The organism is Halopseudomonas sp. SMJS2 (assembly GCF_029866945.1).
In the GTDB taxonomy this organism is placed as follows: Bacteria; Pseudomonadota; Gammaproteobacteria; order Pseudomonadales; family Pseudomonadaceae; genus Halopseudomonas; species Halopseudomonas bauzanensis.
Window position 1 is genome coordinate 173438 of the sequence record NZ_CP123446.1, and the last position, 25418, is coordinate 198855.

The window sequence follows — 25418 nt, forward strand, 5'->3', positions numbered from 1 at the left end:
TTGTCTGATACCTAATAGTGCGAACAAGGGGGCCGAAATCGGAAATTTAGTTCAAAGCGCTGATCATGTCAGGAAATCGAACCGACACCGCTGGGGAGACCTCATCACACAGGTTGTCGGACCCGGACGGCTCCATCACATGACAGGTGAGATCACCCTCTGTGATATTGACCAGGCACAACACTCGCTCATTCAAGACACCCCTGTCCCTTGCCGAAATGTAAACTGCATCTGGGGTTACATACGCGGTGACACGAGCTCGGATACGGTTTGCGCCATACTCATCGCTGTGGGGGGCGAGTCCTACAGAGGCGCCCGAGATGTTGAGCTCGGGATCGTGCCGCACGCCAATTCGTAGATCGCCGACTGATGCCTCACCTTCGGAGCTCCATACATCCCCAGAAAACATGAATCTACATGCGCCAGATTCACCGTAGACCAGCTCTTGGGCAATGAACTGTTCAAACCGCTCGACGATCTTGGTCACAGCAGCTCCTGATGTGGGCATGTTTTGGACACGCAGAACGCCATTGAGGTTAATCGGTATCTCGGAAATGACATCGTTTGTGGTGGGGTTCATAGATTTCTCCTTTAAGATGGGAACAGTTTTATATAGGGCCGCGCGTGTCACCACGCCCAAATTGAAGGAGAAAGCTTGAACACCGAATTGATGGGCATTCTTGGAGCAGTGATGCTAGCAGTAGCTCTGGGCGCGCTTTGGACCAACAAGCTGAAGAGCCATGTTGTAACCAGCGAGGATTACGGCGCCGGCGCCGATGAAAATGATCAGGCAGCCACTGCGAGAAAGGACCAAGGTACGGCCGCGAGGATAGTAATGCCGATCGCGCCACCTAAGACACAGCAAGATGGTGACAAAGCTGAAGCCCATGCCCAAGTGGGCGAAAGCCCGTTTGAACCACAGGTTGAACCACAGGTTTTCGCAAGCCCTCCAGATGTCAGCTGCCCGGATGCAGAGAACAACCTCACTGTCGCGAGGACTCTTGCCAGTATGGGCGACTATGAAGGAGCCAGCGAGCTTGCAGAACTGGTTATTGAATCGACAAGATCCTCACAAAGTCAGAGGGCTAGGGCCGCTGGCCTGGTTTCCCGCAGCCGCGCGCGCTGAATCTGGGCAATTCTTCTGACAGTCGCAGTGCCTAACGTCCCGCCATAGGATATGTGCTTGCACTCCTCATCGGCCAAGCCGCTTGAAATTCGCCACTTGATGGCCTTTTCACCTACCAAAGCTCGGCCTTTGCCTAATTTCTGAAATGGCTGACCTAGCGCCAGCAGCTTACGCTCGAGCTTAGGAATATTCCCCGGGCTTGTTTGTATCAGGATCTGGTCATTAAGCAGTCCATGCGCAACGAAGGTAGCGACAACACCGGCCACCTCGACCTCGCTTGGACAAAGCACATTTTTTATCATCATTGCAGCTCCATCAACGCTTCAGCGAGATCGCTATCGCGCAGTTTTTTGACAGCCTGGACTTCGATCTGGCGGATACGCTCAGGAGAGAGGGAATACTCATCAGCGAGTTCCTTCAGTGTCCGAGGCGACGCATTGCCCAGCCCAAAGCGTGCTGTGAGGATGGCCAGTTCTTTGTCAGAAAGCACTTGACGAATCGTATCAAGTACGAATGCTGCAGTATCTTCCTCGATCAAATCATCAATGAAATTATTGTTAGGATCACTGATGTGTTCGTGCACTCCTCCTGCGTCACTAGCGTCCCCGACCATCAAAGAATCCATCGAGACGGCACTCCGCTGATTTACGAAGTACATGAGATTTTGTACCTCGTACCGCGATAGTCCGGACTTCTCCGCGAGCCATGCATCCGAAGCGTTAGGCTTGTCCTTCAGCAGGTGGCTGAGGGTACCAAGAGCCTTGTGTGACCCTTCAGGAAGTCGAATGACATCTTTCATCCCGAGATCTCGCAAAATGCACTGCTGAATCCATGTGGTTGCATAAGTTGAGAACTTCCAGCCCTTTTCTGGCGCAAAGCGACGCATGGCTCGAACCAAGCCAAGTTGGGCTGCCGATCGAATCGAATCCGGATCTCCTGAGGAGGAATAATTCCAGACAGCCTTTTCGACCAGGCCTCGATTTGCTGTGGCGAATCGGCCTAAGGTTTCATCCAGCAACCGACTTGTTGAACGGAAGTTGTCCCAGCACCAAAGCATGTCGTTCACTGGCACATCGGCCCCGGTGGCGAGATGAACAACAGCGGTCTGCATGCTGATAAGCTCGGACCGAAACGCTCTCTTCGTTTTGGCAGGACACAAGCTGTATTCGTACCCGGCCGCTTTCACCAGGCTGCTGTACAGTACCGGTGATCCCCAGAGACCATGACCAGCCTCCCGGGCTTGCCGGTATGAGATGCGCAAGCTTCGCGCTGCAAAATTGGCAATCTCTCGAACACCTACCTCGAGCTCTAAACACCTGGCGCGAAACTCCTCCAAGGATGAATTCAACAACAGATCATAGGGAATGAACTCGGACGCCGAGCGCGTGAGCCGAGCTGTCGCGGCCATACGGAACAGATCCCCAGTATCAGCTGAAATACCGATCGCTCGAACCTCTGCAATTTGGCTCTTGATTAGGAGAGCTTTGCGTTGGATCAAAAGTGAGAACTCCTCGGCCGGCACAGAGCCAATTCGCTGCCAAAGCCCATCGACACAGACCAAGTCTGCTGACCTCTCGATATCGCCATGGCTTGCCTCAACTACGCGATCTACCAGCCGCTCAAGGATCTGGGTATCGCAAGAGAGCAATGCCATAAGCTTTGACGACAAGAGGTGGATGCGAACTGCCATTGCGCAGTTGCGGTCGTGTGACGAGCTTTCGGTGCACTGCAGGTCGGGTAGGGGAGGCAGATCGAGGCAAAGGCTAAAGCCTGGGTGTGCTGTTGCCTCCGCAGCTGGCTGATTTTTAGCTTGGGTAGCTTCTTTCATGATGTCCTCGCGACTTGATCGCTGAATAATTGAGTTCAGGATCAGGTCGAGGAGGGTGTGTCACCACCAGGTAAGAGAAAGAATTCGGCAGAGATGTGGGGCCGACGACCCAATCTCAAGGCCGGGGAGTAAGGACAAACTGACCGGTCCTTATTTGAAATACTTGGAGGCCGCCTCCGTAACTGTTATCGGAGCCCGCAGGTCACCAAGAACGAATCCAGTAACCAGTCCTTTGTCCTGCAGGCTAGCCAACGCTCTCTCAGCCTTCTCTACAGAAAGGTCATTGAGGGTGCATAGCTCGGCGACGGTCAAAGTATAGGGTTGGTTTGGCGTCGTATTGTCAGGGGTGCTGTTCATCGAAGCGGACCATTTAGATTATCGATGGCATTATCATCAGCCAGATCGGGATGAGTCACAATAGGCGCTGGACCCGAAAGCTCTGCAGACACTGATCGCTGTTCAAAAAACACCCAGGCGAAATATTTGACGTGCTGGTGAGTGGGGGAAGGAGTGTCCACAGAGTTATGCACAGGAATTGTGGATCAAATTATTCCCGATGCTATCAACGCGATATTCAGGATCGCCTCGGGCCTTGATCCCGTGAAACCAGACTTTTGAATCAATCTCACGCCATCGTTGAGTGCGCGGAGAGCGAGGTCCGGTTTGCCGTTGCGCTGCGCGAGATCAGAGACCAACAAATAGGCGTCAAGACGCTTTGAATCATCCGTGAAAAAATGGAAGTCCTGTTCAGGTGGATACACCCCTGAGGAAGCATTAAGCGCTATGCCAATTAGCCTGCGGTTATCATTGGTTGCAAGTGAAGAGGAGACGCGAAATGCCTCCCCTGCGATCTGTCGTGAATCACCCGGCAGGCCAGATAATGCGTAAGCTGCAGCAATCTCCACCACCAGATCAAAATGTTTTCCGGGACCCTCTGCATTGGCCAGCAGGTACTGGCGAAGAGCTTTTGCACGCTCAAGATCGCCAGTGATCAACAGTCCGTTCAATCTCCCTTGAAGTGCCTTGTGATAACCCTTGGTGTTGCGGATCGATAGCGTGTTCAGAGCCTGACCGAGCTCATCACTGTCGAGCTGCTGAGCTGTATGGTTGATTATGTTCAGAACAGCGAAGTCACTAGCCGGCTGGTGTTCTATCCTGAGCGATGCAGCAAGAGCCCTGTTGCTGTGGCCATCAATCATCAATCGGAGGTTCTGACCGGCTTCTGTGAAGGCCTGTAGCTGTTGTTGAACGCCTGGCTCGTCAGAAGTTGTCCACTGCTCCCGGACCTGTGGTTTCAGTCGGATCATCCCTGCGGCGTCAAGCGCAACGAGCCTGTGTTGAAGGTAAGGGCCTAAATCCTGTCTACCGTCGATCAGGGCGTTCACCAGCTCGGAGAGACACTGGACTTCAATGCCCTCGGTACACAAAGCTGCCGGCCTATCGGTAACCCATGTTGGCTGGTTTGAGGCGCACCCGGCGATCAGAGCGATACCGAAAGTGATGCAACTGATGCGCATCATTCTGAGAGATCAACCTGATGAATCTTCATGCCTTCCGCTGAGACCGAGTCGTATGCGCTTCTTGCAGATTCGGACGCTGCATCGAGACTGCCAAGGCAAAACACATGGCTTATCTTGCCCAGGAATTCCTTGGATGAGTAGCTTGCATCGATCCCCAAAATTCGGATCGGAATGTAGTTGTCATGAGCATATCGTTCTACAGCGTCTGAAGTGCCGGGCTCATTCAGAATGAATATCTCATCAGGATTACGGTTGGAGAAGATGTGGTCCATGATCCCGCTTACCTGGACAGAATCCTCCCCCTGTCCCAAGAAGAGTACGCGGCGCCATGGTTCGGGTGAGGCCAGCCGCTCAACAATCGAGTCCCGGGTCTGCTTAAGTGCTGGGGAGGGGTACTCGTACTCTTCATCCCCAATGATGGGCATGAGTTTGTCCTTGTTCTGAACAAGCTGCATATAGAGACCGGCGTACAAAGCGAGGAGACGGTTTTCCACCCAATACGCGCTGGGCTCGAACTGCGCAGCGACACCTGCTGTTTCAAGAATGAAATCATCACGGTCTCGAAGGCCTAATATGTAGGCCCGGTATTCATCATCCACCCCCCGAAGCTTCTCAGCCTCAACGAAATGCATCATTGACCAGTAACTTTCCGGGTTGCCTTTAACGGGGCATCGGTAGCCAACGAAAGGAATCTCGGCGTATGGGTCAAATATAGGAACACTATCGCTCATGGCTAACCTAAAAGACGTCTCAGTCGGTTTACGTGCGAAACAGGGCCTTTCATCCCTGGGGCAACTTTAACGCTATCTTCGGCGGCTTTGAGGATTGATTCCACCCGATCAGGGGTCACATTCGCGCCGCAGTAAAGCTCTTTGAGCTTTCCCTTCCAAAGTCGCCGCTCAGAGTCGGTAAGTAGATCCGGGCGGTTGCGGAGTAAAACACGCCGGCCTAATTCAAGAATGCGATTGTCATGAGCCTGCGGGAGCAGTTCCGGCCACTTTGCAAAATCCGCAGCGTGAAGGCGCTGGATCAGATTCCGGTCGGCCTCGTGGTATTCACCAGCGAGCATTCGATAATCAACGTCAGCGGGCATTCTCGTATCGCCGATGATTGGCTCATCAAGAAGCCGCATCACCATCTGATCTGCTCCACGCAGCAGCTCAATGTTCTCGTTCACCTTGCCGATGTTCAAAGACAGTCGCTGAGCGTCCTCAGGCCTTATGGTTGCAAAAGGCGCTATGAAAGGGAGTCGGCTCAGGTTCAGGCGAACGATTGGCGCCGAGACCTGGTCCGGCCGACGGCGGACCAATTGGTCGAGAGAAGGCGTGTGGGGATCGCACAATTCCGTGAGATCGCAAGATAGATCTGCCAGGTAGACAATGTCTGGATAGCTCATGTCAACAGCGATGGCCATGAAAACCCCAAAGTGCCGTTCATTCGGAATGCTTTGGTGTATCACCACGCATGGATTGACGCTTGCCATGTCACTTAGAGCACCATTATCTAGCCCAAGCAGGGCCTTAGAGCGATCCGGGGCTGCGTACTCCATGGCAAAGGAAACAAGCTTTTTGGCCACCGAGGTGAGGTGAGCGAAGAGCTTCACCAACCGCTTAGCGTTATTTTCATCCTCAAACTCGGGCATCCGCAAAAGCCTGTCGCGAAGTTGAAAGTCATTATTTACCGCTGCCCCAAGATCCCAACCTATCGATTCCGGCCTTAGGATATGGATAGCTCGCGTGAGGGTAGTGATGTCCAAGAATTGGACACGCCTTGGCAGGCTCGTATTGGGGTAGAGGGAAAGGCAGCGGTAAAGGGCGTTTCTGATGTAGCCATCGCACCCAGAAGTCGAGCCAAGGCCGATATGAACCGTTTTAGGCCTGAGAAACAAAGATTCGATCTGGCGCGACCATTCGTACTCGCTTACGCCCTGGTTAAGTGCATGGTCATACAGCTCCGTGTACTCAATCCCTGCAGGTTCAATGAAAACGTCATCGCGAACCTGGATGTACGTTGTATCGGCAGCTGCTGGGCCTTCAGTTAACGAAGCGGAGTCGAAACGAAGTACTTGGCCCTCTGAGGAGCTACGCCCAACCGTTAGCGCGTCGTAGAAATGGAGCATCTTCATGTATGATTTTCCTGCCTCAACTGACGCCGGCCTCACTCCCAAGGCTTGCGTCTGGCTTTGTGGGGTATTTCACTGCAGGCAGCAGCGGTAACAGAGCTTTGAACATAACGGAAAAACATCTCGACCCAACGCCTATGGCAGAAACCATGTGTACTCAACCATCAGCACAACTTGCCTATGTCAGTTTCAATCGGCAGGTTCACCTGGTGCTCATCCAAAGGACGCGCGACATGGCTACCTTGTGCAAATCACCAGTGCATCGCCAGGCCCTAACCTCGCCCGTCGCCTCTGAAGACATCTTCGAGCTACATACGCACTTGCTATGTCGCAGGTGCGCCGAGACCATTCATCGTTGCGGCTACAGGGACTTTGCCCTTGGAACCTTTGACTTCGGTCGCACCACTATCCACACCGAGGGGGCATCAATCCACCCGATTAGGGGTGAAAAGCAACTTGATCTGTTTTAGTGGTCGGGAAACTTCCCAACCATGTTCTCGCCGGTTTCGAGGTTGACCGAAACCACGTTTTTATCCGTTTTGCCGTAGCGCAATACCTCCCAAATGATCGACATCCCTGCAGTCGTGACTGCGCGGTTGATCAAGCAATCCTGAGTCGCAAGTGACTCAGCCGCCGAGCATGACTTTTCCAGTGAGTCTTTCATCGTCAGAATTTCTGGATAAATGTCCACGGCAGTCGGGTATTTTGTACGCATAGCAGGGTCTAGCGCACCGAAAATGACCTGCCCATGCCTGTGAGCGTTGCCCAGATCAAGCCACATCCCATTGTGATGATTGAATGCATGGGCTATTTCCCGCCTCGCTGATGCAGTGTCAACAGCACTGATGACAATATCTGCCCGTCTAACGGCTGATTGCTCTTTCGCTGCTGAAAATTGCTCTGGTCGCGCCTCCCACTGCAGGCCGAGCATCATGTTGTAGCGATTCACCAGAGCGATAGCCTTGTACTGGCCAAGATCACACGGCCAGAAGCGTTGGCGAACAAGGTTTGGCTCTCGCACAACTGCGTCGTCGATCACTGTTACATGCAGACCAGCGGGGTGGCCAAGGGAAATCAGAGCGTGGTGGAAGGTCGCAAGAGTGTCCACCACCTCACTACCATTTCCTCCGGCACCGATTACAACCACCTTGATAGCATCCGATCTCCAAGTCTGAGGGGTCTTGTATTCGGTGCGCTTGAACTTTGCTTGAATGACTGCGCTCATGCTGCACCACCCGGCAAGTATGCAGCCAAGGTGAGCTTGTTGCGTTCATAGCCTGCAGTTAAGGGAACAAGGCTTTTAGTCGGGAAGGCTTTCCCTGAAACCGAAAGCTCGGCGATGAACTCCTGATAGGCATCTTGTGTGGTGATGCCTTTGGCTGGATTGGCATTGCCAAGGTGAGTACTGGTTGCCTCAATCGCGAAGGACTCATTTGCGGCAATTGCAGCAGCGCTGCCGTCGAAATCCTTTGTCCTCACGTTGCCGCCACACATGGTCCCATCGACATTTATATTGCCCAGCGGGGCAACATACAGAGTGGTATCTGCGGTCGGTCGTGCATTGCCCTTGGTAGCGAACACCCGAAGCGGCTCACCCTCCATCTTGATAAACACGAGACATGGCAGCTTGACTGTGTACTCGGCCTTACGGAAACGTACGGTTGCCATGTGGGCCTTCTTGTACCAGATCATGCTGAGGCAGGACGCGTCTCGCGCAATGACGTTGTCGGGAACCATCTGGAGGGCTGACTGGGTGCCAGCGAACACGTCCAGCATGGCGTCCTTGTCCTGTTGGTTGAACAACCGGCCTGCCCCCAGGGTAAAGCTACCGCCTGCAGGAACGACCTTGTGGGAGGTCACCTCAACAATTCGCGTATCGCTGTTGCGGTGAACCAGAATTGCAATCGACTCGGTGCGCTTACCCAGCATTTTCAACCTCCTTCAATACGTTCATGATCTTTGTCAGCAGAGAGTTCGCCTCTGCAATGACCTCAATCATAGGCTTTAGAGTCTGTGTCACGACCCCCACACCATATTCAAACGCAATGGCTGGATACCCCGAGCTGTCTATATCGTTATTGATAGACTGATCGACAATCTCCCCTAGATGGCAAAAGTTATAGGACGGGAGGACAAAGACGCCCTGCATTAACGGCATAACGCCTTCGAGATTTTCAGAACCGTTCTGCACCGCGACTGTGTCTGATATACCGCTATACGTTTTACCAGCTAGATTGTGATCAGCTACGGACCGCATTGCTCCTATCAATACTTGATAAACCTGAGCGTGTTCGGGATAGCGCTCAGCCTGTCCGTGCATCATATCGATCTGTTGCTCACATGCTTCCGGCATGCCACGGTCGTATGCAGACGTGTCGATGCCATACAGGCGGGCGAACGTATCCAGCTCGTGGAGTATAAGGGCCAACTCTCTCAACGCCTCGGGGTTGGAATGGAGTTCGACAGCCTCTTCAACGCCGAGGAAGTACAGTTCAACTTCCAGGTCCTCAAGATTTATGTCCAGAATCATTTCTTCTATGGCTTCGACGGACTTCCCATTTATTGATGTTCTGAAAGTGTCCCAAACCTCCTGAAGGACGTAACAAATACCAAAATCAGGATCAAACATCAGTTGAGGATGGTTGAAAAAGATCATGCCCATACTCATGGCATGCAGAGTGTTCATTACAGCCATTCGCAGCGCGTGGCTTGAAGCAGAATCATCCTCGGGCAGATTCATGTCAAAGCGAATGCCCGAATGCGATACCAGCATCATTGCGCTCTGATCGACTTCCAAGCCAATACCCTCTGGCAAATATGAATGAACGCTCTTGTTGAATTCCCCTAGCAGTAGTCCAGCAGCTCGTTCGCCAGTATTGAGCAAAGACACGACTTTATTCGGCTCTAGCAGACCGACAGTCACCGACTCCCTGGCCAGCAGGTGAATCAGTTCAACGGGCAGGGCTGAATCTCTGCATCCGATTAGTTTGAGACGACTGCGGGCTGTCTTGGTGAAAGGGCGTTTGCGGATTTGGAAGGTCTGCCCGAACGAGAGGACTGCGTCCTGAATTGCCATCTCTAGGCTCACCAGGGTCTCGCGCTCCACCAATCGCTCTAATGATGCCTCGCTGACAAGATCGTCGCTTGCGCAGGCTCTCAGGAAGCTCACGCGACTTGGAATCTCCGAGTCACGTAGGCCCATGGTACGTTCAGGTAATGAATCAAGGTAGGCCCGAACCCCTGCAGTGGGGTTGGGCTTTGGCAAAGCTGCTACCGGGGCAGCGGGGAATCGGTACTGAGTGGGACTCCACTCTTTGCTGATGCAAGCGTCCATAGCGATTCGGCCTGTTTGGATGTCAATTTGTAATCTCTGATACCCATAGTTTCCTTGATCGGGCCGGTGTCAGAACCACCCGCCCAGCTATCAAGCAAGGCCAGTGCTTTAGCCTTTGTCGCCATAATTCGCCTCCCGGAACTCATAGACGTACTTGTCGCCCTCTACCACGGGATCAATGATCTTTGCGCCGTTGAGCCGTGGGTACATACGGGCGTAGTGACGCAGTACTTCGCGGGAATCCAGCTCAGGATTGGGGTCTTCCAAATCCAGACCCGCATACCGGAACACCCGCCCCATCTCGATGATTGCTGCCATAAAGTTCCCCTCAGAATTCCTTGGCGATGTCAGTGGCGTCGGCTGAGGTGTCATCGTCCTGGGCCGCATCTTCGGACGCGGGCATTTCATCAGCACCGCTGTCCTTCGCTTCTGTCGCTGCTGGGGCCTTGGCAGAAGCTGCCTTCTCAGTGGCATTTTTTGCGATCTCAGCGAGGGCGAGGAGGGTATCCTCACCAGCATCGATTACGTGCCGCATACCTTGCATCTTTGTTGCCAAGGCGGCTTCTACCTCTTGAGGGTCGCCGGTAACGATCATGGGGCGAGCCATCAGACCGTAGACGCGAACCACGTCTGGGCTGGCCTTCTCAGGCACAGCGCCCAGCTCGGGGGTGATGACAACCCGTATCTGCCCCCCGGCCACGCCGGAGATTTCAACATGGATGCGCTTGCCTTCACTGGTGATAGCCTTGGAAATATCGGTAAAAAAAGTCATGGTCGAACTCCTTGTTTGCGATGGGAGAATTATTAGGCCGCAAGGGCTGTGTCAGTACCCTTGGTGGCCTTATTCCCAAATAGCGGAGGGAGATAGCCTTTCCAGTCAAAGCCTTCGAGCGCCAGCATTGCCTTCCCCAAATCCTTAACCTTGCCATTGGCCAGCTTCTTGAAACTCCCTTCGCCATGTTTCTCGTCGTAGGCGATAGCGAAGCCAGAGAATTTGCAGTCATCGAGGAGTTCTTCCTTGGTCAGCGCATCGAGATATGCCTGATCGACCAAGAACGCATCTTCGTAGGCCAGACCTTCTTGCTCGACCACCGAGCGCGATAGGGCTGCACCCTCGCTGGTGTCGTATGCATCGTTGGTGACAGATCGTTCAAGGTTGAGAACGCCGAGCCGCACGATCAGATCAGTGAGTAGTTCTGTGGGCTGCTTAGCCAGCTTCGCAGTCCAGACCGCTGCTTCGTGCTCACTGTAGGGACGATCAGCAATGCCGAAGCCGCTGGTAATCTCTTTGATCTTTTCAGTGCCAACGCCCCCGACCAGATGTTTCATCAAGGTGAAAATGGCCTGTGCGTATGCGTAGTTCTTGTTCTGCCGAACTTCGCGCTGGGCAAGCTTCACGTTAGTTTCGTGGCGAATGCGCTTCAGCGCCTTGCGCAACTCGCGTGGTGCGGCTGACTTGGCCTTGGCATTCTTGCCAACCTTCGCCTGCTTATCTGACCCAGCAGCAGAATCACCATCAGTTTTAGCCGCGGACTCTGCAGGTTGAACATTGCCCTGAGTCGCCAAGATCACCAGATTCTGATATTCCTCGACCTTCCCTTTATGGCATTCGAGGTTGAAGCAGTGACGGCCAGTGGTAATGCCTTCCTTGCCGTTCTGTGCATTGACTACAGCGCCATAGCTTTCACAGGAGCGGCAAGCACCCACCTGCTCAGTCCCGATGCCCTGATTCCCATCAGTAGCGATCACGGTGTAACCACCGGCAGGGAGCTGGTCGGAGCGGTAAACGAGGGCATAGTCCTCTTTGGCAGCGGTGATACTCGCTTCCATATGGCTGGAAACCTTCTCAGTCCAACAGGTCAGGTTTTGGCACTGTCCTTTTCCGACCGAATCATCAAACATATCCGCGAACGTTGAGGAGTTATGGGCACATCCGACGCAGCCAGTTGTGTCGAAAGTTGCCTTTTCGATGCTCCGGGTTAGAGCCATCAAGCGGTTCTTGGCATCTATGACTGACATGCCAGCGGCAATGATTTTGCCGAGAATGACGGCCTGAGCAGCCGGTTCAAGCGGGCAGAGCAGTTCAGCATGACCGATCTTGATCTGTCCCTGCAGTAGTGCGTCCTCAACCTCACTACACGCATGAGTCAGCAGCACCCGTGAGTTCAGTTTGGTTTGGGACCAGCCCAAAATCCGCATAACCTCAACCTGATCGTTGCCGGTCTGTGCAAGCAGGTCTTTTGCCGCCCGAGCTTCTTCAATCGGCGTCAGATCACGACGCTGCACGTTCTCGATGATGGCAAACTGAATTGCCTCCTCGTCCGTCATGATGCGGATGATGGAGGGCACGGTTGCACGGCCTGCATCAATGGTCCCGTTCCAGCGGGTATTACCGGCAACAACTTCATAGTCGTGGTAGGGATCGCCTTCAACCGGGCGTACAGTGATGGGCTGCTGAACGCCACGATCACGCACACTTTCAACGAAAGCGGTATAGCTTTCCTTATTACGACTCTTGCGAGGATCGATCCGAGGATTACGTCGAATCCGGTTCACATCCAGATCGTGTATGACTTCTGCAGTAGTAGTTGAATCGGTCATGGTTTTTGCTCTCGCTGATTAAGATAGGGCTAGATTGAGCCCGTCCCGTCTGTGTCAGAACCGAGAAGCAAAGAAAAACCCCCGGCCAAATGGCACGGGGGTGGTGGGCATGGACTGGTCCGCAACCTGCTGGTCAGTACCTAAGATCGAGTCTCGCGGCTACGGATCATGAAGTCAGGTCTGCGGACCCCTGCAAACGATCTGTTGTTCAGCGTGGGAAAGCTAGTCATGGTTTTTCTCAGCCCCTTCCCCCACTTGTTGATGGCCTCTATCTGACCCTGGGACAGCGACCACTCATAATGCAGTGTGTCGAGCATGGAGTTTAGATAGTCACGTCTATCTGGCTTCGTGTTCTGAAGAGCCAGCTTGAGCCAGTACTCCAGGCCGATGCAGCGCCGGATATTCCTGTCGGAGAAGACACTGTTGTCGATGGCTGACTTGCGCATGATCCCCAACAGCAAACCTTCGGCGTCAGGACTCAGCACTCCAGTTTTATTGAGATGCCAATACGCCTGGCGCATGACTGCGGTGACGTTGCCGTTGAACTCACCCATGACCTCGTATCGAAGCCGCAGATATTCAACAGCTGGAAGATGGATTGCAGAAGGGGAGGGGGCTTCGCTCGTTTCATTGCCCGGATCGAGGCGGGGTTCCGGTTGCTCGCCGGGGGAGGCCGTTGAACTGGGACCCGATCTTGCGGCTTCACCGCGCCGACCCTCTACGACCAGCAGTGCCATGCTGGCAACGTCGAGGAGCCGTTCCTTTGGGTCCCCCATCTTGGATTTGGCGCAGCCTGGACCGGAAAATGCTTCGCGGCCGTCGCTCTGTCGAACAACTATGCCTTTCTTCGCCTTCAGCTCGCGGCGGCAAAATATGCAATAGGCCCCAACTGCAGGTAAGAAATCAACGCGCGCATAACTCCAGCCCATGGGGGGTACCCCGTTATTCGTTAATGGTGACGAGCACAGTCCAAGAATTATCGATCACGATTACCTTGGGTTTGCCGACCTGAATTTGAGATGTATCGGAAAACGCTTTTGTCTCCATTTCCACCACGGTGTTTTGGCCACATGAAAGGATTTCACCTGGCGTCATCGACTTCAGGGAACTGACCTGGCCGATTACCTCCATGTTGTAGGAGCCATCGGTGCCTTCTCCTGTGTCCCTGAAGGTCAGGAAGAGTCCTGGCCGGTAATCGCTTTCCCGACAGATATCTCGATTTCTAACCTGGTCCTTTACGGCGATCTGGTAGGGGATAGCATCGCGAAGATCTATCGAGTGCCGGCCTGCGGTGAGTTCGGTGTAGGAGTGGTAGATGTGGCTGTCACCTTGGGACACCGAGACTTCCACGACTGGTACGGCATAGGCGTATCCCGACATGAGCGCTGCGACTAGCGGTATGGCGCGCAACAAACTGGAAGAAATCATTTCACGTCCACCTTAACGGTCAGCGTTACTGGCTCTGCTCCCTGAAGGGTGTAACGGTAGGTCTCGCCCGACTTACCCTCAAATGGGATGGTAAGTCGATCAAGGCGAATCAATGGTTCATCGGTCCCACCAAGCGTGTCAGCTGGGACATACATGCGATCTACCCCGAGGCAAAGTCGAAGAGTGTTGTCCTTGATCGAGAGGTCGCGTGCCCGAACGAAGTAGCCTTGTGGGTAGTAGAACAGATCGCCTTGACTGATCATCCCGTTCGACTCAGTACCGAGCATCCACGTTACGCTCTTTTGGAAATCCTTAGCAAAAACCGGGTTAGCCCGGTGGGCGGGAACTGATACGCTGATATCGTCTGAGTCCTTGCCTGGCCCTTGCGCCAGGATCTGAACTTCAAATTTGAAGGGATACATGCTGTGTATGCCGGTAGGAACATACTGCTTGCCCTCACGCCAATCCCGGGCGCAACCAAATGCACTGGGCGCAATGGTTTCTTCAACCAGAACTGTGCCCGAGTGTTGCTCAGATGCGTAGGAATATGAGGTTAGGGTAGTTGGCTGGGGTGTGGCGCAGCCCCCCAGCACGATAGCAACAGCCGAAGTTCCTAAGGCAATCTTTCGCATGTGAGTCCCAAAATCAGGTTGAATCAATGACCCATTCACGTTCCGGCAGAACGTTACTCAGGGCGGTTCTGGCAGAGACCAGTGTCATCGGCTCGACAATCGTTTCGATGCGAGCGGGGCCAGCCGAACCAAGTAGAGATAGTCCGGACCAAATCTGGATGAGCACTGAATCCCGTGTGGCGGCATTTCCTCGAATGGCGGAGATGATCTGGTAAGAATTCATCACTTCGGATTTACCACCTGCCACAAAGATGATGTCCGGTCGCATAGAGGCGATGCAACCGAATAGGGGGTCAAAACCGAGAATTAGCTTTGAGGGTTCGCGAGGACACTTCACCCACTCTCCGGCGTAGTTAATTCCGGAGGTTTCGATTCCAAGTGGGCGAAGAACCTGCTGAGCACGGAATACCTTTCCCGGATCATCCGTAATGAACAATGCCTGCATGGTTTATGCGTCCTGTTGCCTGTTTATGATACCCGGTTCGGTTTCAGCTGAGCCGGGATTAGGGTCAAATGGTGCCTCAACTGGAGGTCCGATGTCCGACACACGTTACGATGTTTTTCACCTGACCTTTGTGGAATCAACCAGTCAGGATGACTCCCCTCGGTTCGCCAGGCTTACCAGGCTGCCAGACAGACTTCGAACTGAGTCCTGGAAACAGATAAATCGGAACGCCCCCGCTTTAGCCATTCTCCTGAAAGACCCATTTCTCAAAGCTGCTATTGAGCTGTTCGATGCAGACCTGTACATCGAGGCTGCAATCGTTCCTTGCTTGCCGGGCGAAGGGAATGGGCTGAAGCAAAAACCTTAGTAGGGTTTCAAACACAGCTTCAGCCTAAGGAACGCTGCCTGTTTCTCCTCGGCACTCAGCAGCGGCTCCCACTTCTCCCCATCCTCGCCGACAGGCACCAACGGGCCAGGATCTGGCTCCAACGATATCTGTCCTTCAGGCCTGAGTAATTCCGGCTTGGGCTCAGGGTGAACATAGAGAAGATGCGAGATAGCTGCCTCAATCTCCGCTTTGCCAGACGATGTTCTAGCCCCTACTAGCTGATAGCAGAGGTTGTCTAGCGTTTGGGCTAGGGACTCGTTATCAGGCGCTTCCTGATCAACCCAGCGTTTGACCTGTTCAAGCAGGCGCATTGGGGTATTTGCCCTGGGATGGTGAGCGGAGCGTGCGCTTCAGATCCGCAAGAATGTTTCTGCGCTCGTCTTCTGACAATTCCTTCCGAGGTGCGGTATCGATGGGTACCAGTGGGCTGGCATCAAGCTGTGGCCCGCTTTGGGGCTTCTCAGGTGCTATCTCAGTTTGGGGGGGCTCCTGGGTTGCCAGCAATATCGATACGTCGCCACCGCGATTGTCGTAAGTCTCAGCCAACAGATCGAGGGCAGCTTCTGCGTCATCGACCACCTCAACGTTGCCAGTGTTGATACGTTTAAGCATGCCCCGGTAGGCGCTGGCAATTTGAGCCAGATCCGGGTTTGACGAGTTCAGCCAGTTTTTTGCTCGAGTGAAAAGATTATCGATTTTCATTGGTCACCTCCAGTTGTGACCTCATTGAAAACGAAGTGGCTTGGTGTCAGAACCGGCCTGTGAATCACACTGACCGGGTTTACCAACCCCTATATTTTGAATAAAGAAGAAGAGAGAAAGAAAAAGAAAGGGAGTTGGCAGGCTCTAGAACGGGCCATTCAAGGTAACAAAATGTTCTATACCTAACTTATATGAATAAGCAGTAACTTCCACGTGGCACGCGAATGTCCTGAACCTGACTAATTTTCTCCTGACTGTGGCCCAGACCTGAGTAAAGCTGTGGCTACTGTGTCGAGGACCCCACTAGATGCCGTAGATAACAATCCCATTTGCCAAGCAAAATCGATCATTAAATAAACAGTGTTTCAAACCTCAGTGCCAGAGTGTTCTATACCTCGGTATCACAGTGTCCCAGACCTCACTACTAAGTTTCGCATAGGGGCTCCGGATCGTGCATCAAGCAGGCCAGCACGGTGCCTTGAAACCATGGACAGTATGAAGGTAAATTCAAAGTTCTTGATGTGAGGTTGGTGCTGCGCCACTGCTCGGAAGGCCCTTTTGCTGGGTGCCACAGGGGTGGGGAATAGTGGGGTACAGAACACAGTAGGAAAGGCGAGTTAAACTGAGTTGTCGTTAGGTCCTGGACATCTTTAATGCGCTCGCGAGTCGCGGCAGCTCACCGGGAGGATGGCTGAAATAGAATCTTGTAGATTGATATGACAACTGATCTGAACCCACCTACAGCACGTAGGTGGGAACGGATCTATCGGGAGGGAATGAGCTTGCGGCGAGCGGCGCCTGAATTTGCTTCAATGACCGTGGTGACGAATTTGTTGGTAGCGAAAACTTCATACTCGTAGTCTAGGATCTTGCGTCCTTTGCTGGCCTTGACTGGAATGACCCTGTAGTCAGGCTTGAACAGACCAACGTTGATCAGGCTCTCGATAGCCCTCTTCACCTGACGGTTGTCCTGGGCGATGAATTTGCCCGGTCGCCGATTACTACCTGATGCAAAGAACTCCATCATTGTAAATCTAAATGATTTTGCCTCGCTGGCATTCTTCCAAAACATCGAAACGAATCTGAGCAGGCCGCGACCAAACCCAGAAGTAATAGACATATCCAGCCCGTATTGATAGAGGCGGAACTCGCCACGCTTGACCTGCTGGGCGATGAGAGGATGGAGCTCGACTTGGCATCTTGGTCTGGGATCGTCGTTGCCAGCCTGGTAATAGGCGCTGTCACGCCTGGGGCTCCTAATAATCAGGTTATTGATGTAGCCGCTGGAGATGTCCAGGGAGGTGCCGTCAGGCAGAGTAGCATCGATTCTGACATTCGACTGTGCAAGCACCTGAAGCGCTTCGCGGATCTCGCTGTATGAATACCGGTGTCCGAACTCATCCAGCTCTTTCTTGAGCTCGTACAATGTGAATTTAACCAGACATCGTTCTGCGGTGATATCGGCAGTCTGTAAGGTCGAGAACTTGCGAATCGCCTTCTCCACGAATTCTTCACGAACGCCAGGGAACATGCCCACGTTGTGAAAATGCTGCTTGGTGCTGCCGTCAGGAAGCTTCTCAAGCGAGCGCTTACGGACCGTGGCTGCAGTAATCGTGAGGGTGTAGGACATCGACCTCACTTCCGAGGTTATTTCTTGGTTCATGTTTTCGAGGGAATGAACGGTTCGCGATTCAAAGAAACGCGGTACTGCATCGTAAATTTCTACCAGGTTCCCGAGATGAGTTTCCGAGTCAGGTATTTTGTACTCGGTATGGGTGACCCGCCCGCTACGGCCACCCAGCACCACCGGCTGGGATATGATTTTGGACGGCGAGCTTTCCTTGCCGGTGTTTGCCTTGGACATGGAAGTACTCAATGGCTTACCGAACAGATCAATCTCTCTCATCACGCTCCCCATGGCCCTAGCTCGACGTAGATGGCTGAGCGATAGCTTCGATAACCCTGAACTGACAGTCGGTAATACCCTGGTCCAGGGAGAGAATCATCTCGATTTCGTTGCTGACCTTAGGAGCGCTATCGCTAAGAGGATCGATAATCTGGGCAAGTTCAAGGTACTGGGACGATTCGATTTCGTCCTGGTCAGAGCACACCGCAAAGGTGTTATCCACGCGTAGAAGCGATAGCTCATGAGCTACCCCGACTATAGTCTGCCCATCTGGGTCATCGAGTAGATTTCGGACGGCGTTGCGCTTGAAGTCGTCGACCTGGGAGAAGGTGTAGCCCGCTTCGGATGCAGCCTCAGTGACCAACTGCTGATTCGTGCTATACGCGGCCACCGCTAAAGCAGCACTGATCACAAAAAGCGAGCCAACTGCGAAATTAAGAGCCTTCGACATTCAATGCCTCAATACCATTAGATTTTGATCAGCATAACGATTTGCCGGCTCGTTCCAACTCAAAAGGGGTGCACAAATGGGCAAGGGCAATGAGCTTGTTGGATACCCGTTTCTCCCCCCCGATTGGGTGGAAGCCACCGAACCTTGCCGGTATGTTCTTGTGGACGAAACAAAGGGCTCCCACATGAAGCATCAAGTCAAAGTTCAAACATCGCTCTTTCTTGCAGCGTTCCTCAGCGGTTGCGCCTCAAATTGGATCAACAGCCCCAGTCAGCAGACGCTCAACTTCGTGAATGATCTCAAGCTAGAGGGCTACACCTGTCAGGCCCGACTGTCAGACATTGTGTGTTCACAGACCACACCGATGAAGCAAAAGGCTCCAGCACTATGCACGTCCGACGCCGGATGCGTCGATCAGCCAGGCCATGAGATCCGCAACGTCTACTACATCACCGAAAAGGGGAATGGCATCCCCAAGATCCGGCATGTCATTGATCGAAAGGCCTTGTAATCAGCAACTACAGACACTCCCTTGGTTTGACGAAGTGGATGCGAACTCCTTCCAGTAGCCCCGGAGGGCGGGGCCCATAGTGATGCTCGGCACCTGCGTGGAAAGTGAAGCAGTCCTCAATTTCATTGGCCGTCTTGGGCTCGGCGTCTTTGAGTGAGTTTTATGCAGCCTTCCGGATCGTAAAAACTACAAGGACGGTCTCCACTCGATAGGGAGGATTAAACCGAATCACTACGCAAAACCTAGTGAACGGTAAGCTTCCTGGTCTCGGGCTGGCCGGCAAGCGGTATGGCCTCGAAGCACACTCCAAAGGGCGCTGCTTCGTCGATTTGTGCATGGACGTGATAGCCGGGAAGGTGCTCTGCCGCATACGCGACAACTGCCTGAGAGATATCCTGCTCGTACATAACCGTGGGGCCCGAGTTTGTGGCGATGGTGATCACTGTGTTTTATCCCTTACTAATATTTTGGTGGGTATTGCTGGATGACTGTTTGAGATAGCTATTATCAGGGGCAGCAACAGTGCCGCTAGCCTTGGTTAACCCATATGGGTAACTACCGCTAAAGCAGCGATCGCATACCCAATCCACTTATGCGGATGCCCATTCTCCAAGCGAGAAATGGTGTGTCTTGAAATGCCCAGCTCACGAGCCAAGTCATCCTGAGATAGGCCGAGCTGATTTCTCGCGTGGATCAGATCCGGAGCTGTCATGGGGGAGCTGATAGATGGAAAGATCAGTGAGGCCCTGAGACCTCTGCAGGCCAGCTCAATCCACTGAGGTGGCTTATGCTTCTCCCACGCCCCGAACGTCGTCCGGCCGACTCCAAATAGAGCGGCCAGATCGGACTGGGACATTTTCAGCTGTTTGCGAAAACTCCGAAGGTCAAAGCTGGTACCCAGGCGTCTACTCATGCGGCATACTCCTGACCCCAGCCATGCGGCGGCTGAGCAGGGTCAGCATCAACCCATGCCTTAATCAGTACTGGATAGGGTGCCTCGAGTGAAAGCACTCCATACCACTGGCCCTTGACCCGCGAGTAACCCTCAAAGAGGGCGCCGGCATAGAGGGAGGGTATGCAGTCGCGGCGGAACCCGACCCTTACACTTTGGCGTCCGTCGTGCCCGGGTATTAGCAGCAAGGTGACATCTATGTCAACCAACATCTGATCCTGGCCGTGGCGGAACATGGTCAGAGCAACGCCATGGTCAAGTTGGTTTCTTTCACAGACATGGAAGCCAAAGTCAGCCAGGTGCTGGGCCATTATCTCAGCCGCCTCAAACGTTAACTCTGGGGTTATATTCCCGAGACCAAGGCCGGGATGCAGGCTTTTCTGTAGGGCATCTGTCACCCTGTTTGATATCGAGGCCATCATAGTGCACATGCCCGGAGCCGCCTGCCCAGCTCATGAAGAGCCTGCGAGATATCCCGAAGTTGCATTTTGTCCAAGCTGGCCAAGGTACCGGTTTCTTTCATGTGGGCTTTCAAGCGCACGGCGATTGAACTCCGGATCTTCTTCAGGTCCTCATTGTCATCACCGTCGGTGAAGGGGAACGCACAATGCTTCAGCTCCCATCGGATCGTGTCTTCCACCATTGAGGTGATCTGAATCACCAGACAGTCATCTTTGATCACAGCGACAAGGTTTTTGCCGTCAGTGAGTACCGTCGACACCTTTCGAGGATTTGCCCGTTTACTCAGATATGCTGCAGCCCCCATCGCAAGAAGCCTTGTTTTGACATATTCGGCCGCGCGGTCCGGCAGTCTCGGTAACGGTGCGTAAAGAAAACCAGGCTTTCGAAGCCCGGCTCGCTCATCATCGCTCGCGACAAGCTCGGTATGCCCTGTGTCAATTGCCAGATCAATGAGGGATTTCCAGGTGGTAATTCCCATCGAAAATACACGGTCGTCGACGATACGGAATTTGAGCGCGGCGCCGGCGCTGAGGCGCGGTCTGGTGTCCGGCACGTGCCGCTTCCTGCCGTTAATCGAGTTAACGTCATACGAAGCGGGTCCAGAGCTCTTAAATAGCTGCAGCTGGTCGAGTGGAATCATTGGGATCTCCTGTTAAGTTGAACCCATTCAACAGCTGGCAAAGGTGTGTCAGAACCGACAGCAAAAAAAGGCCCTTGGGGAAGGGCCTGGAAGGTCACATCAATCCTCAGTTAACAGAAGCTTTGGGAAGGTCACCCAAACTCTCTAAAACAAGAAGTGCCTCTATAGCCCGATCGGTCGTTTTGGGATTTGCATACGCTTGCATAAAGCCCAGCAATAGGTTGCGAAGAAGCAGACCGGTTGCTTCATTACGCGCGACGGTCATCATGCTGAATTGCTCAAGCAGCTCGAGCGGCATCTGTTCGAGGAAATCTATTCCGACCTGGTCGGCAATATCTGAAAAAAGAATCGCCAGGGCGTTTGCATCGTCGCAAGCCTGATCTTCAAACGCCAATTCAAGGCCGCCGTCATCCAGATCGTCATGCACGACCTGTGCTTGGGATACCAATCGGTCAATCCGGTCTTTGCGGTTCAATTCATTATTCATTTTGGGGTGCCATGGTGCCTAGCTTACCAGTGTGAATGTGTCGATAAGTAGTGTCTGGTGAAGCCTTTTGACCACAGAGAAAGCAAAGCCGCTGAAAATGGGGCTGAAAGGTTGTCTTAGAGCGATAATTGTCAGTTACGCGGAAATTGTTTAGTGGGCTTGAGGGGCTGTGGAGAGCCAGCGCATGACAGTCTGCTGCTCGATGTCGGTAAGCTCTGCCCAGGCCTGTTGAGTCGTTAGTCCGTGAAGGCGATCTTTGTCGCACAGAGCGATTGCGGCCATCAGATCAATGGATCGTGGTACCTGGACCGAACGATCAACATCAATCATCTGTATCAGCTCAATCATGCTTTCGCCGTCGTAACAAATGGCTACATCTGTGACTGACTCGCTCCCCCTAAGATCCATTTCCCAACATGGTGAGAAACGAAACCCGTACTGGCCTGAATGTCTGTTTGCAGACACGACAGCTGTGAGCATCCCGCTATGGACTATCGCCATAAAGGCGGGAGTATCGCTCTCATTGAGGTACAGCGGAACCGAACCACATGCATCTTTAGATATGAAGTCGATCGCTCCTCCCAAGCCTGTTTTATGAATGGCTCCGTTGCGGTCGAAAGACAGTACGCTTCCAGTCAGCTCCTCCAACCTGGTATACAAACTGTTGGATGCAGCTTTAACACCGGGATAGGGCTCTGTTTCGCAGACTGGGTGAAATACGACAGGAGTTAAGCCAATCATCCAGAAGTGCCCTCGGGCGGGGTCACGCAATAGGCCAATGCTTTACGGATATCATCCTCGCTAAACGGCTTGGTTATGTAATCTGTGGCGCCAGCAGACTTCCCACGCGCGATATCGAAAATGCCATCTCGACTTGAAAGCATGATGACCGGGATATTCTTGAACTCTGGTTTCTGGCGTATTAACTGGACGGTTTGGTAGCCATTGAGCCGTGGCATAACAACGTCGACCAAAAAGAGGTCCGGAACAAAATCCAGCGCATGGGCAATACAGTGAAATCCATCGGAGCTTTGCATCACGAGACAGCCAAGCCCTTCGAGGACTTCGGTACCCAGGCTTCGTATGGTTCGCGAATCATCAACCAACATCACCTTCAACATTACAGTGGCGCGCCCATAGTCAATCCTCGTTCATCAGTTGGTGTATGGAAGCAAGAAACAGAGACTCTTGCCACCCAATGAGGGGGTAGTTTACAGCCATACAGAGATGATCTGGCTGTGAAGAGATTTCATTCGCATGCTAAAGCTATTCTGAGCTGAGGTAACTGTCTTCAGCTGGATGGGAGCTCATCTGCTCGACTAAATCACTAACGCAACGATCCATCCTTCCAGGATTCCTGCGGTCTGAATGAGTTTTGACACCGGCAAGGTATCTCAATTCTGAAGCGGACTGAGCTGACCCCAGCTGTGCTGAGGCCGCGTGCCAGCAGTAGGCCTCAAATTCTGGATCTGATGCTGGGAATTTGCGGATCGAAACATTCAGGGCATAGAGGTACGCGGCATCAATATCGCCGGCAAGTGCACGACGCTTCACACCTTCGGCGGAGTTGTCTTCAACAGGCTGAGTAACCTCAACCTCAACCTCAACCTCAACCTCGGCAACGTCTGGCGTCGGCCCCGAGTCAGCCTCTGGTACAGATATGGGGCCCGGCGCTCCATAGAATTCCACTAGGGCTTGTTGAGCGGCGTGATCACCCAACTCTGCCGCTTTCTGTAGGAAGAACTGCCCCATATCCGGGTCATTCAAATGTGGTGCTCGCTGGTTGGAAAGCGCCAGGCCGTATTCACGCATGGCCCTTATGCTGGTCTCGGCAGCTTTTTCCAATAGCCTGCGACCGTACACCGGCGACTCCGGTACTCCATTGCCAGTCAGATAGAGCCATCCAAGCACTCTGATCGATTCTGCATGGCCCATGTTCATGGCCAGATTCAAATGAGTAATGCTCTGGGAAATGTCGGCCGGCAGCAGCTTTCCCTCCTGGTAAACCCGGGCCAGCTCGTAATGAGCATCTGCGCTTCCCTTGCGGGCTGCCTGCTCCAGCAGACCAATCATCGACGCTGAATCGCCAATCGCTCCGTATGCCATAGCCTCATTAAAGGCTTCATCAGTAGGAACGGGTGCGCGGCGTGACTTGTCGTCTGGGGTATTGGAGGAGACCTCTACGACCACCTCAGGGCTCATCATCTCATCATCTAGCGGGATGACAATGGCAGGACGATATTCTGCCTGCGGGCTAGGCGTCGCCTTCACTGGTGGTGGCGTGTAACGAGGTGGGTAGGGCTGTGATTGCTGTTGGGCCCCAGCCGAAGGAGTTGGCGGTGGCTCGTTGAACGGATTGTCATTGCCGGAGTTGTAGTTTGGCGAGGCGCACCCGGCGATGGAAAGGCATAAGAATGCGATCGATAGGTATGTTCTAGGCAAAACAATTGCTCCGGCATTTAATTTGACCATCATGGCTAATCAAAAAGCCGGCGCAACCGAACAGCATGCAAAAACGCTGGACCTCTCCAGGCCTAGCTAGCTCGAGCTGCTGCTAGTGTGCTCTGGTTTAGAGCTCACATTGACGTAGCTATGATTCGCTATGTGGTCGTATACATACCAGCGTATGTTGATTGTGGTCTTTGATCCGTAGCAACCGCGAAAACAGTTTGGTGGTCATGGATAAAGCCTCAATATTCGGTCTTTTGTTTTTTCAGGTTCTAGGTACTACTCGTGATGATGTGATCATCCTCAGCGAAGTCTGAGAGTGTCTGCAGCGTTAAGCGGAATTGGGTCGGTGAGTCGGGTCGATTAGAGGTCGCGACAGTGGGCGATAAACGATTGGATTGTTTCTCGATCGGTTGAGGCATTAACCAAAAAACCGTAAAAGGTAGTAGTGGAGTCAGGATGGAACCCGAATCCGATTTGGTTCGCAGTAGAGAGTGTCTGAGCTAGGGGAGGGCTCACGCGGAAGGTGGCCACCAGATACCCATTCTGGATGCCAAGAGGTGAAATCATGTCCTGAGCATTCAGGCTCACAAACTGCTTATCAATCCTGACGCTATAATTGCGAGCTGACTTCGCAATCATGGGTGTGTTCACCCCAGCGTCGTACAGCGCAGAGAGCTCCATCACTCCTACCCGTCCGCAATGAATCAGAATCTTGCCTGTACCGATCCACGCCTCCTGCTCACCTCGCAAGTAGACCTTTCCCCCTTTACCCTCGATAGTCCATGTGGCAGGAAGAACGCCGTTGTTGACTACGTTCAGCGCGGCAGCTTCGTCAAGCGCCAGCTGTTGCATCCGCCCCCGGCCGACTTGAACCATACGTTCAAATAATGCGGGATCAGCGCCCATTCTGATGAGGTAGCTGGTTATGGCCGCTGACAAGACTTGCCCAACATCGAGATCCAGCTGCCCTGATGTTTGTTTATAGAACCGGTGTATCCCAAAGACGGAACCTGGGGGTGCAAATCGAAAGTATCCGCCTAGAAAGCTCAGAACGCATGAGCTTTGACATTTGCCCACGCCGGCCTGACCATAACCAGCCCCCATCTTGCCAACCGAAGTGTTGAAACCTGCTTTTCTGATGATGCCGCCCAGCTCCATACTAGTCATAACATCGCCACCGTCACTATCAAAGTAAACAGTGCCGGTCGTCACTGAATGTTGACGTAATAGGGCAAGAAATTCCCCAGACAGCGCCTGAGTCATTTCCCCGGAGATGTATATCTCGGCGGGCGCGGATCTGCCGTCTGAGAACTGATGCTTCAGGATCTCGATCCTGGGAGCATTGGCAACGCAGGTAGATGAGATCAGCAAAACGGCCAGAGCCGTCAAAAACCTTGTAAGCAACAATGGAGCACCCTTCGGTAAACCAGCA

Annotated in this window: 29 protein-coding genes; 4 read left to right on the forward strand and 25 right to left on the reverse strand. The window is 53.2% G+C overall.

The genetic code is table 11. The features are described 5' to 3' along the window. Window positions 1-46: 46 nt before the first annotated feature. On the reverse strand, window positions 47-580 hold the full coding sequence (locus tag QAO71_RS17780) for a hypothetical protein (protein ID WP_280165767.1): 534 nt from the start codon (window positions 578-580) through the stop codon (window positions 47-49). Window positions 581-655: 75 nt separating this feature from the next. Here QAO71_RS17780 and QAO71_RS17785 point away from each other — a divergent pair, with 75 nt between their 5' ends. Further along, window positions 656-1126 (forward strand): hypothetical protein, encoded by a 471-nt coding sequence (locus QAO71_RS17785; RefSeq protein ID WP_280165768.1) that lies wholly within the window; start codon window positions 656-658, stop codon window positions 1124-1126. A 301-nt stretch (window positions 1127-1427) separates the two neighbouring features. Here QAO71_RS17785 and QAO71_RS17790 read toward each other — a convergent pair whose 3' ends face one another. The 4 genes from QAO71_RS17790 to QAO71_RS17805 all read right to left on the reverse strand — a co-directional run bounded on the left by QAO71_RS17790 (window position 1428) and on the right by QAO71_RS17805 (window position 6599). Then, entirely contained in the window at window positions 1428-2954 is a 1527-nt protein-coding gene (locus tag QAO71_RS17790) for a sigma factor-like helix-turn-helix DNA-binding protein (protein WP_280165769.1), read from the reverse strand. A gap of 542 nt (window positions 2955-3496) precedes the next feature. After that, on the reverse strand, window positions 3497-4474 hold the full coding sequence (locus tag QAO71_RS17795) for a hypothetical protein (RefSeq protein ID WP_280165770.1): 978 nt from the start codon (window positions 4472-4474) through the stop codon (window positions 3497-3499). Further along, complete coding sequence (locus QAO71_RS17800; protein WP_280165771.1) at window positions 4471-5205, reverse strand: hypothetical protein; 735 nt, start codon at window positions 5203-5205, stop codon at window positions 4471-4473. Before QAO71_RS17800 ends, QAO71_RS17795 begins: the two co-directional genes overlap by 4 nt. Window positions 5206-5207: 2 nt before the next feature. Continuing rightward, window positions 5208-6599, reverse strand: a complete 1392-nt coding sequence (locus QAO71_RS17805) for a hypothetical protein (RefSeq protein ID WP_280165772.1) — start codon at window positions 6597-6599, stop codon at window positions 5208-5210. Between the two features lie 2 nt (window positions 6600-6601). Here QAO71_RS17805 and QAO71_RS17810 point away from each other — a divergent pair, with 2 nt between their 5' ends. Beyond that, window positions 6602-7066: a hypothetical protein gene (locus QAO71_RS17810; RefSeq protein WP_280165773.1), complete on the forward strand. Its 465-nt coding sequence runs from the start codon at window positions 6602-6604 to the stop codon at window positions 7064-7066. Here QAO71_RS17810 and QAO71_RS17815 read toward each other — a convergent pair. The 10 genes from QAO71_RS17815 to QAO71_RS17860 all read right to left on the reverse strand — a co-directional run bounded on the left by QAO71_RS17815 (window position 7063) and on the right by QAO71_RS17860 (window position 15036). Then, window positions 7063-7821, reverse strand: a complete 759-nt coding sequence (locus QAO71_RS17815; protein ID WP_280165774.1) for a PRTRC system ThiF family protein — start codon at window positions 7819-7821, stop codon at window positions 7063-7065. The genes QAO71_RS17810 and QAO71_RS17815 overlap by 4 nt on opposite strands. Further along, complete coding sequence (locus QAO71_RS17820; RefSeq protein ID WP_280165775.1) at window positions 7818-8525, reverse strand: hypothetical protein; 708 nt, start codon at window positions 8523-8525, stop codon at window positions 7818-7820. Before QAO71_RS17820 ends, QAO71_RS17815 begins: the two co-directional genes overlap by 4 nt. Next, window positions 8515-9765: a hypothetical protein gene (locus tag QAO71_RS17825; protein WP_280165776.1), complete on the reverse strand. Its 1251-nt coding sequence runs from the start codon at window positions 9763-9765 to the stop codon at window positions 8515-8517. Before QAO71_RS17825 ends, QAO71_RS17820 begins: the two co-directional genes overlap by 11 nt. Window positions 9766-10038: 273 nt before the next feature. Continuing rightward, window positions 10039-10248, reverse strand: coding sequence for a PRTRC system protein C (locus QAO71_RS17830; protein ID WP_280165777.1), 210 nt, complete (start codon window positions 10246-10248; stop codon window positions 10039-10041). Between the two features lie 10 nt (window positions 10249-10258). Beyond that, window positions 10259-10702: a PRTRC system protein E gene (locus QAO71_RS17835; RefSeq protein WP_280165778.1), complete on the reverse strand. Its 444-nt coding sequence runs from the start codon at window positions 10700-10702 to the stop codon at window positions 10259-10261. Between the two features lie 32 nt (window positions 10703-10734). After that, the gene (locus QAO71_RS17840) at window positions 10735-12531 is read right to left on the reverse strand and encodes a PRTRC system ParB family protein (protein ID WP_280165779.1); all 1797 of its coding nucleotides are present in this window, start codon (window positions 12529-12531) and stop codon (window positions 10735-10737) included. A 140-nt stretch (window positions 12532-12671) separates the two neighbouring features. Next, window positions 12672-13460, reverse strand: a complete 789-nt coding sequence (locus QAO71_RS17845) for a hypothetical protein (protein WP_280165781.1) — start codon at window positions 13458-13460, stop codon at window positions 12672-12674. A gap of 13 nt (window positions 13461-13473) precedes the next feature. Continuing rightward, window positions 13474-13959 carry a hypothetical protein gene (locus tag QAO71_RS17850; RefSeq protein WP_280165782.1) on the reverse strand — a complete coding sequence of 162 codons (486 nt, stop codon included), beginning with the start codon at window positions 13957-13959 and terminating at the stop codon, window positions 13474-13476. Continuing rightward, a complete protein-coding gene (locus QAO71_RS17855) occupies window positions 13956-14591 on the reverse strand; it encodes a hypothetical protein (RefSeq protein ID WP_280165783.1) in 636 nt (211 codons plus the stop codon). Before QAO71_RS17855 ends, QAO71_RS17850 begins: the two co-directional genes overlap by 4 nt. Window positions 14592-14604: 13 nt before the next feature. After that, window positions 14605-15036, reverse strand: a complete 432-nt coding sequence (locus QAO71_RS17860; protein ID WP_280165784.1) for a hypothetical protein — start codon at window positions 15034-15036, stop codon at window positions 14605-14607. A 91-nt stretch (window positions 15037-15127) separates the two neighbouring features. Here QAO71_RS17860 and QAO71_RS17865 point away from each other — a divergent pair, with 91 nt between their 5' ends. Beyond that, on the forward strand, window positions 15128-15403 hold the full coding sequence (locus tag QAO71_RS17865) for a hypothetical protein (protein WP_280165785.1): 276 nt from the start codon (window positions 15128-15130) through the stop codon (window positions 15401-15403). 318 nt (window positions 15404-15721) lie between these two features. Here the strand turns inward: QAO71_RS17865 and QAO71_RS17870 are convergent, their stop codons facing one another. From QAO71_RS17870 to QAO71_RS17880, 3 genes are all read right to left on the reverse strand, one after another. After that, on the reverse strand, window positions 15722-16126 hold the full coding sequence (locus tag QAO71_RS17870) for a hypothetical protein (protein WP_280165786.1): 405 nt from the start codon (window positions 16124-16126) through the stop codon (window positions 15722-15724). Window positions 16127-16889: 763 nt separating this feature from the next. Continuing rightward, window positions 16890-17990, reverse strand: coding sequence for a replication protein (locus QAO71_RS17875; protein WP_280165787.1), 1101 nt, complete (start codon window positions 17988-17990; stop codon window positions 16890-16892). 58 nt (window positions 17991-18048) lie between these two features. Then, on the reverse strand, window positions 18049-18483 hold the full coding sequence (locus tag QAO71_RS17880) for a hypothetical protein (RefSeq protein ID WP_280165788.1): 435 nt from the start codon (window positions 18481-18483) through the stop codon (window positions 18049-18051). 76 nt (window positions 18484-18559) lie between these two features. Between QAO71_RS17880 and QAO71_RS17885 the strand changes: the two genes are divergently transcribed. Continuing rightward, on the forward strand, window positions 18560-18994 hold the full coding sequence (locus QAO71_RS17885; RefSeq protein WP_280165789.1) for a hypothetical protein: 435 nt from the start codon (window positions 18560-18562) through the stop codon (window positions 18992-18994). A gap of 909 nt (window positions 18995-19903) precedes the next feature. Here the strand turns inward: QAO71_RS17885 and QAO71_RS17890 are convergent. The 7 genes from QAO71_RS17890 to QAO71_RS17920 form a co-directional block, all read right to left on the reverse strand. Next, a complete protein-coding gene (locus QAO71_RS17890) occupies window positions 19904-20377 on the reverse strand; it encodes a hypothetical protein (protein ID WP_280165790.1) in 474 nt (157 codons plus the stop codon). After that, window positions 20365-21048, reverse strand: coding sequence for a hypothetical protein (locus QAO71_RS17895; protein WP_280165791.1), 684 nt, complete (start codon window positions 21046-21048; stop codon window positions 20365-20367). The genes QAO71_RS17890 and QAO71_RS17895 overlap by 13 nt, the downstream gene beginning before the upstream one ends. A gap of 106 nt (window positions 21049-21154) precedes the next feature. After that, complete coding sequence (locus QAO71_RS17900) at window positions 21155-21535, reverse strand: hypothetical protein (RefSeq protein ID WP_280165792.1); 381 nt, start codon at window positions 21533-21535, stop codon at window positions 21155-21157. A 150-nt stretch (window positions 21536-21685) separates the two neighbouring features. Next, the gene (locus QAO71_RS17905) at window positions 21686-22276 is read right to left on the reverse strand and encodes a hypothetical protein (protein ID WP_280165793.1); all 591 of its coding nucleotides are present in this window, start codon (window positions 22274-22276) and stop codon (window positions 21686-21688) included. Continuing rightward, on the reverse strand, window positions 22273-22656 hold the full coding sequence (locus tag QAO71_RS17910) for a response regulator (protein ID WP_280165794.1): 384 nt from the start codon (window positions 22654-22656) through the stop codon (window positions 22273-22275). The genes QAO71_RS17905 and QAO71_RS17910 overlap by 4 nt, the downstream gene beginning before the upstream one ends. Before the next feature lie 145 nt (window positions 22657-22801). Beyond that, window positions 22802-24010 carry a hypothetical protein gene (locus QAO71_RS17915; RefSeq protein ID WP_280165795.1) on the reverse strand — a complete coding sequence of 403 codons (1209 nt, stop codon included), beginning with the start codon at window positions 24008-24010 and terminating at the stop codon, window positions 22802-22804. 336 nt (window positions 24011-24346) lie between these two features. Beyond that, on the reverse strand, window positions 24347-25393 hold the full coding sequence (locus QAO71_RS17920; protein WP_280165797.1) for a hypothetical protein: 1047 nt from the start codon (window positions 25391-25393) through the stop codon (window positions 24347-24349). Window positions 25394-25418: the final 25 nt, after the last annotated feature.

Bases quoted from the DNA above. Each gene is read 5' to 3' on its own strand.
- QAO71_RS17780 (WP_280165767.1), bottom strand. From the start codon at position 580: ATGAACCCCACCACAAACGATGTCATTTCCGAGATACCGATTAACCTC.
- QAO71_RS17790 (WP_280165769.1), bottom strand. From the start codon at position 2,954: ATGAAAGAAGCTACCCAAGCTAAAAATCAGCCAGCTGCGGAGGCAACA.
- QAO71_RS17795 (WP_280165770.1), bottom strand. From the start codon at position 4,474: ATGATGCGCATCAGTTGCATCACTTTCGGTATCGCTCTGATCGCCGGG.
- QAO71_RS17800 (WP_280165771.1), bottom strand. From the start codon at position 5,205: ATGAGCGATAGTGTTCCTATATTTGACCCATACGCCGAGATTCCTTTC.
- QAO71_RS17805 (WP_280165772.1), bottom strand. From the start codon at position 6,599: ATGAAGATGCTCCATTTCTACGACGCGCTAACGGTTGGGCGTAGCTCC.
- QAO71_RS17810 (WP_280165773.1), top strand. From the start codon at position 6,602: ATGATTTTCCTGCCTCAACTGACGCCGGCCTCACTCCCAAGGCTTGCG.
- QAO71_RS17815 (WP_280165774.1), bottom strand. From the start codon at position 7,821: ATGAGCGCAGTCATTCAAGCAAAGTTCAAGCGCACCGAATACAAGACC.
- QAO71_RS17820 (WP_280165775.1), bottom strand. From the start codon at position 8,525: ATGCTGGGTAAGCGCACCGAGTCGATTGCAATTCTGGTTCACCGCAAC.
- QAO71_RS17830 (WP_280165777.1), bottom strand. From the start codon at position 10,248: ATGGCAGCAATCATCGAGATGGGGCGGGTGTTCCGGTATGCGGGTCTG.
- QAO71_RS17835 (WP_280165778.1), bottom strand. From the start codon at position 10,702: ATGACTTTTTTTACCGATATTTCCAAGGCTATCACCAGTGAAGGCAAG.
- QAO71_RS17840 (WP_280165779.1), bottom strand. From the start codon at position 12,531: ATGACCGATTCAACTACTACTGCAGAAGTCATACACGATCTGGATGTG.
- QAO71_RS17845 (WP_280165781.1), bottom strand. From the start codon at position 13,460: ATGGGCTGGAGTTATGCGCGCGTTGATTTCTTACCTGCAGTTGGGGCC.
- QAO71_RS17850 (WP_280165782.1), bottom strand. From the start codon at position 13,959: ATGATTTCTTCCAGTTTGTTGCGCGCCATACCGCTAGTCGCAGCGCTC.
- QAO71_RS17855 (WP_280165783.1), bottom strand. From the start codon at position 14,591: ATGCGAAAGATTGCCTTAGGAACTTCGGCTGTTGCTATCGTGCTGGGG.
- QAO71_RS17860 (WP_280165784.1), bottom strand. From the start codon at position 15,036: ATGCAGGCATTGTTCATTACGGATGATCCGGGAAAGGTATTCCGTGCT.
- QAO71_RS17865 (WP_280165785.1), top strand. From the start codon at position 15,128: ATGTCCGACACACGTTACGATGTTTTTCACCTGACCTTTGTGGAATCA.
- QAO71_RS17870 (WP_280165786.1), bottom strand. From the start codon at position 16,126: ATGAAAATCGATAATCTTTTCACTCGAGCAAAAAACTGGCTGAACTCG.
- QAO71_RS17875 (WP_280165787.1), bottom strand. From the start codon at position 17,990: ATGTCCAAGGCAAACACCGGCAAGGAAAGCTCGCCGTCCAAAATCATA.
- QAO71_RS17880 (WP_280165788.1), bottom strand. From the start codon at position 18,483: ATGTCGAAGGCTCTTAATTTCGCAGTTGGCTCGCTTTTTGTGATCAGT.
- QAO71_RS17885 (WP_280165789.1), top strand. From the start codon at position 18,560: ATGGGCAAGGGCAATGAGCTTGTTGGATACCCGTTTCTCCCCCCCGAT.
- QAO71_RS17890 (WP_280165790.1), bottom strand. From the start codon at position 20,377: ATGTGCACTATGATGGCCTCGATATCAAACAGGGTGACAGATGCCCTA.
- QAO71_RS17895 (WP_280165791.1), bottom strand. From the start codon at position 21,048: ATGATTCCACTCGACCAGCTGCAGCTATTTAAGAGCTCTGGACCCGCT.
- QAO71_RS17900 (WP_280165792.1), bottom strand. From the start codon at position 21,535: ATGAATAATGAATTGAACCGCAAAGACCGGATTGACCGATTGGTATCC.
- QAO71_RS17905 (WP_280165793.1), bottom strand. From the start codon at position 22,276: ATGATTGGCTTAACTCCTGTCGTATTTCACCCAGTCTGCGAAACAGAG.
- QAO71_RS17910 (WP_280165794.1), bottom strand. From the start codon at position 22,656: ATGTTGAAGGTGATGTTGGTTGATGATTCGCGAACCATACGAAGCCTG.
- QAO71_RS17915 (WP_280165795.1), bottom strand. From the start codon at position 24,010: ATGATGGTCAAATTAAATGCCGGAGCAATTGTTTTGCCTAGAACATAC.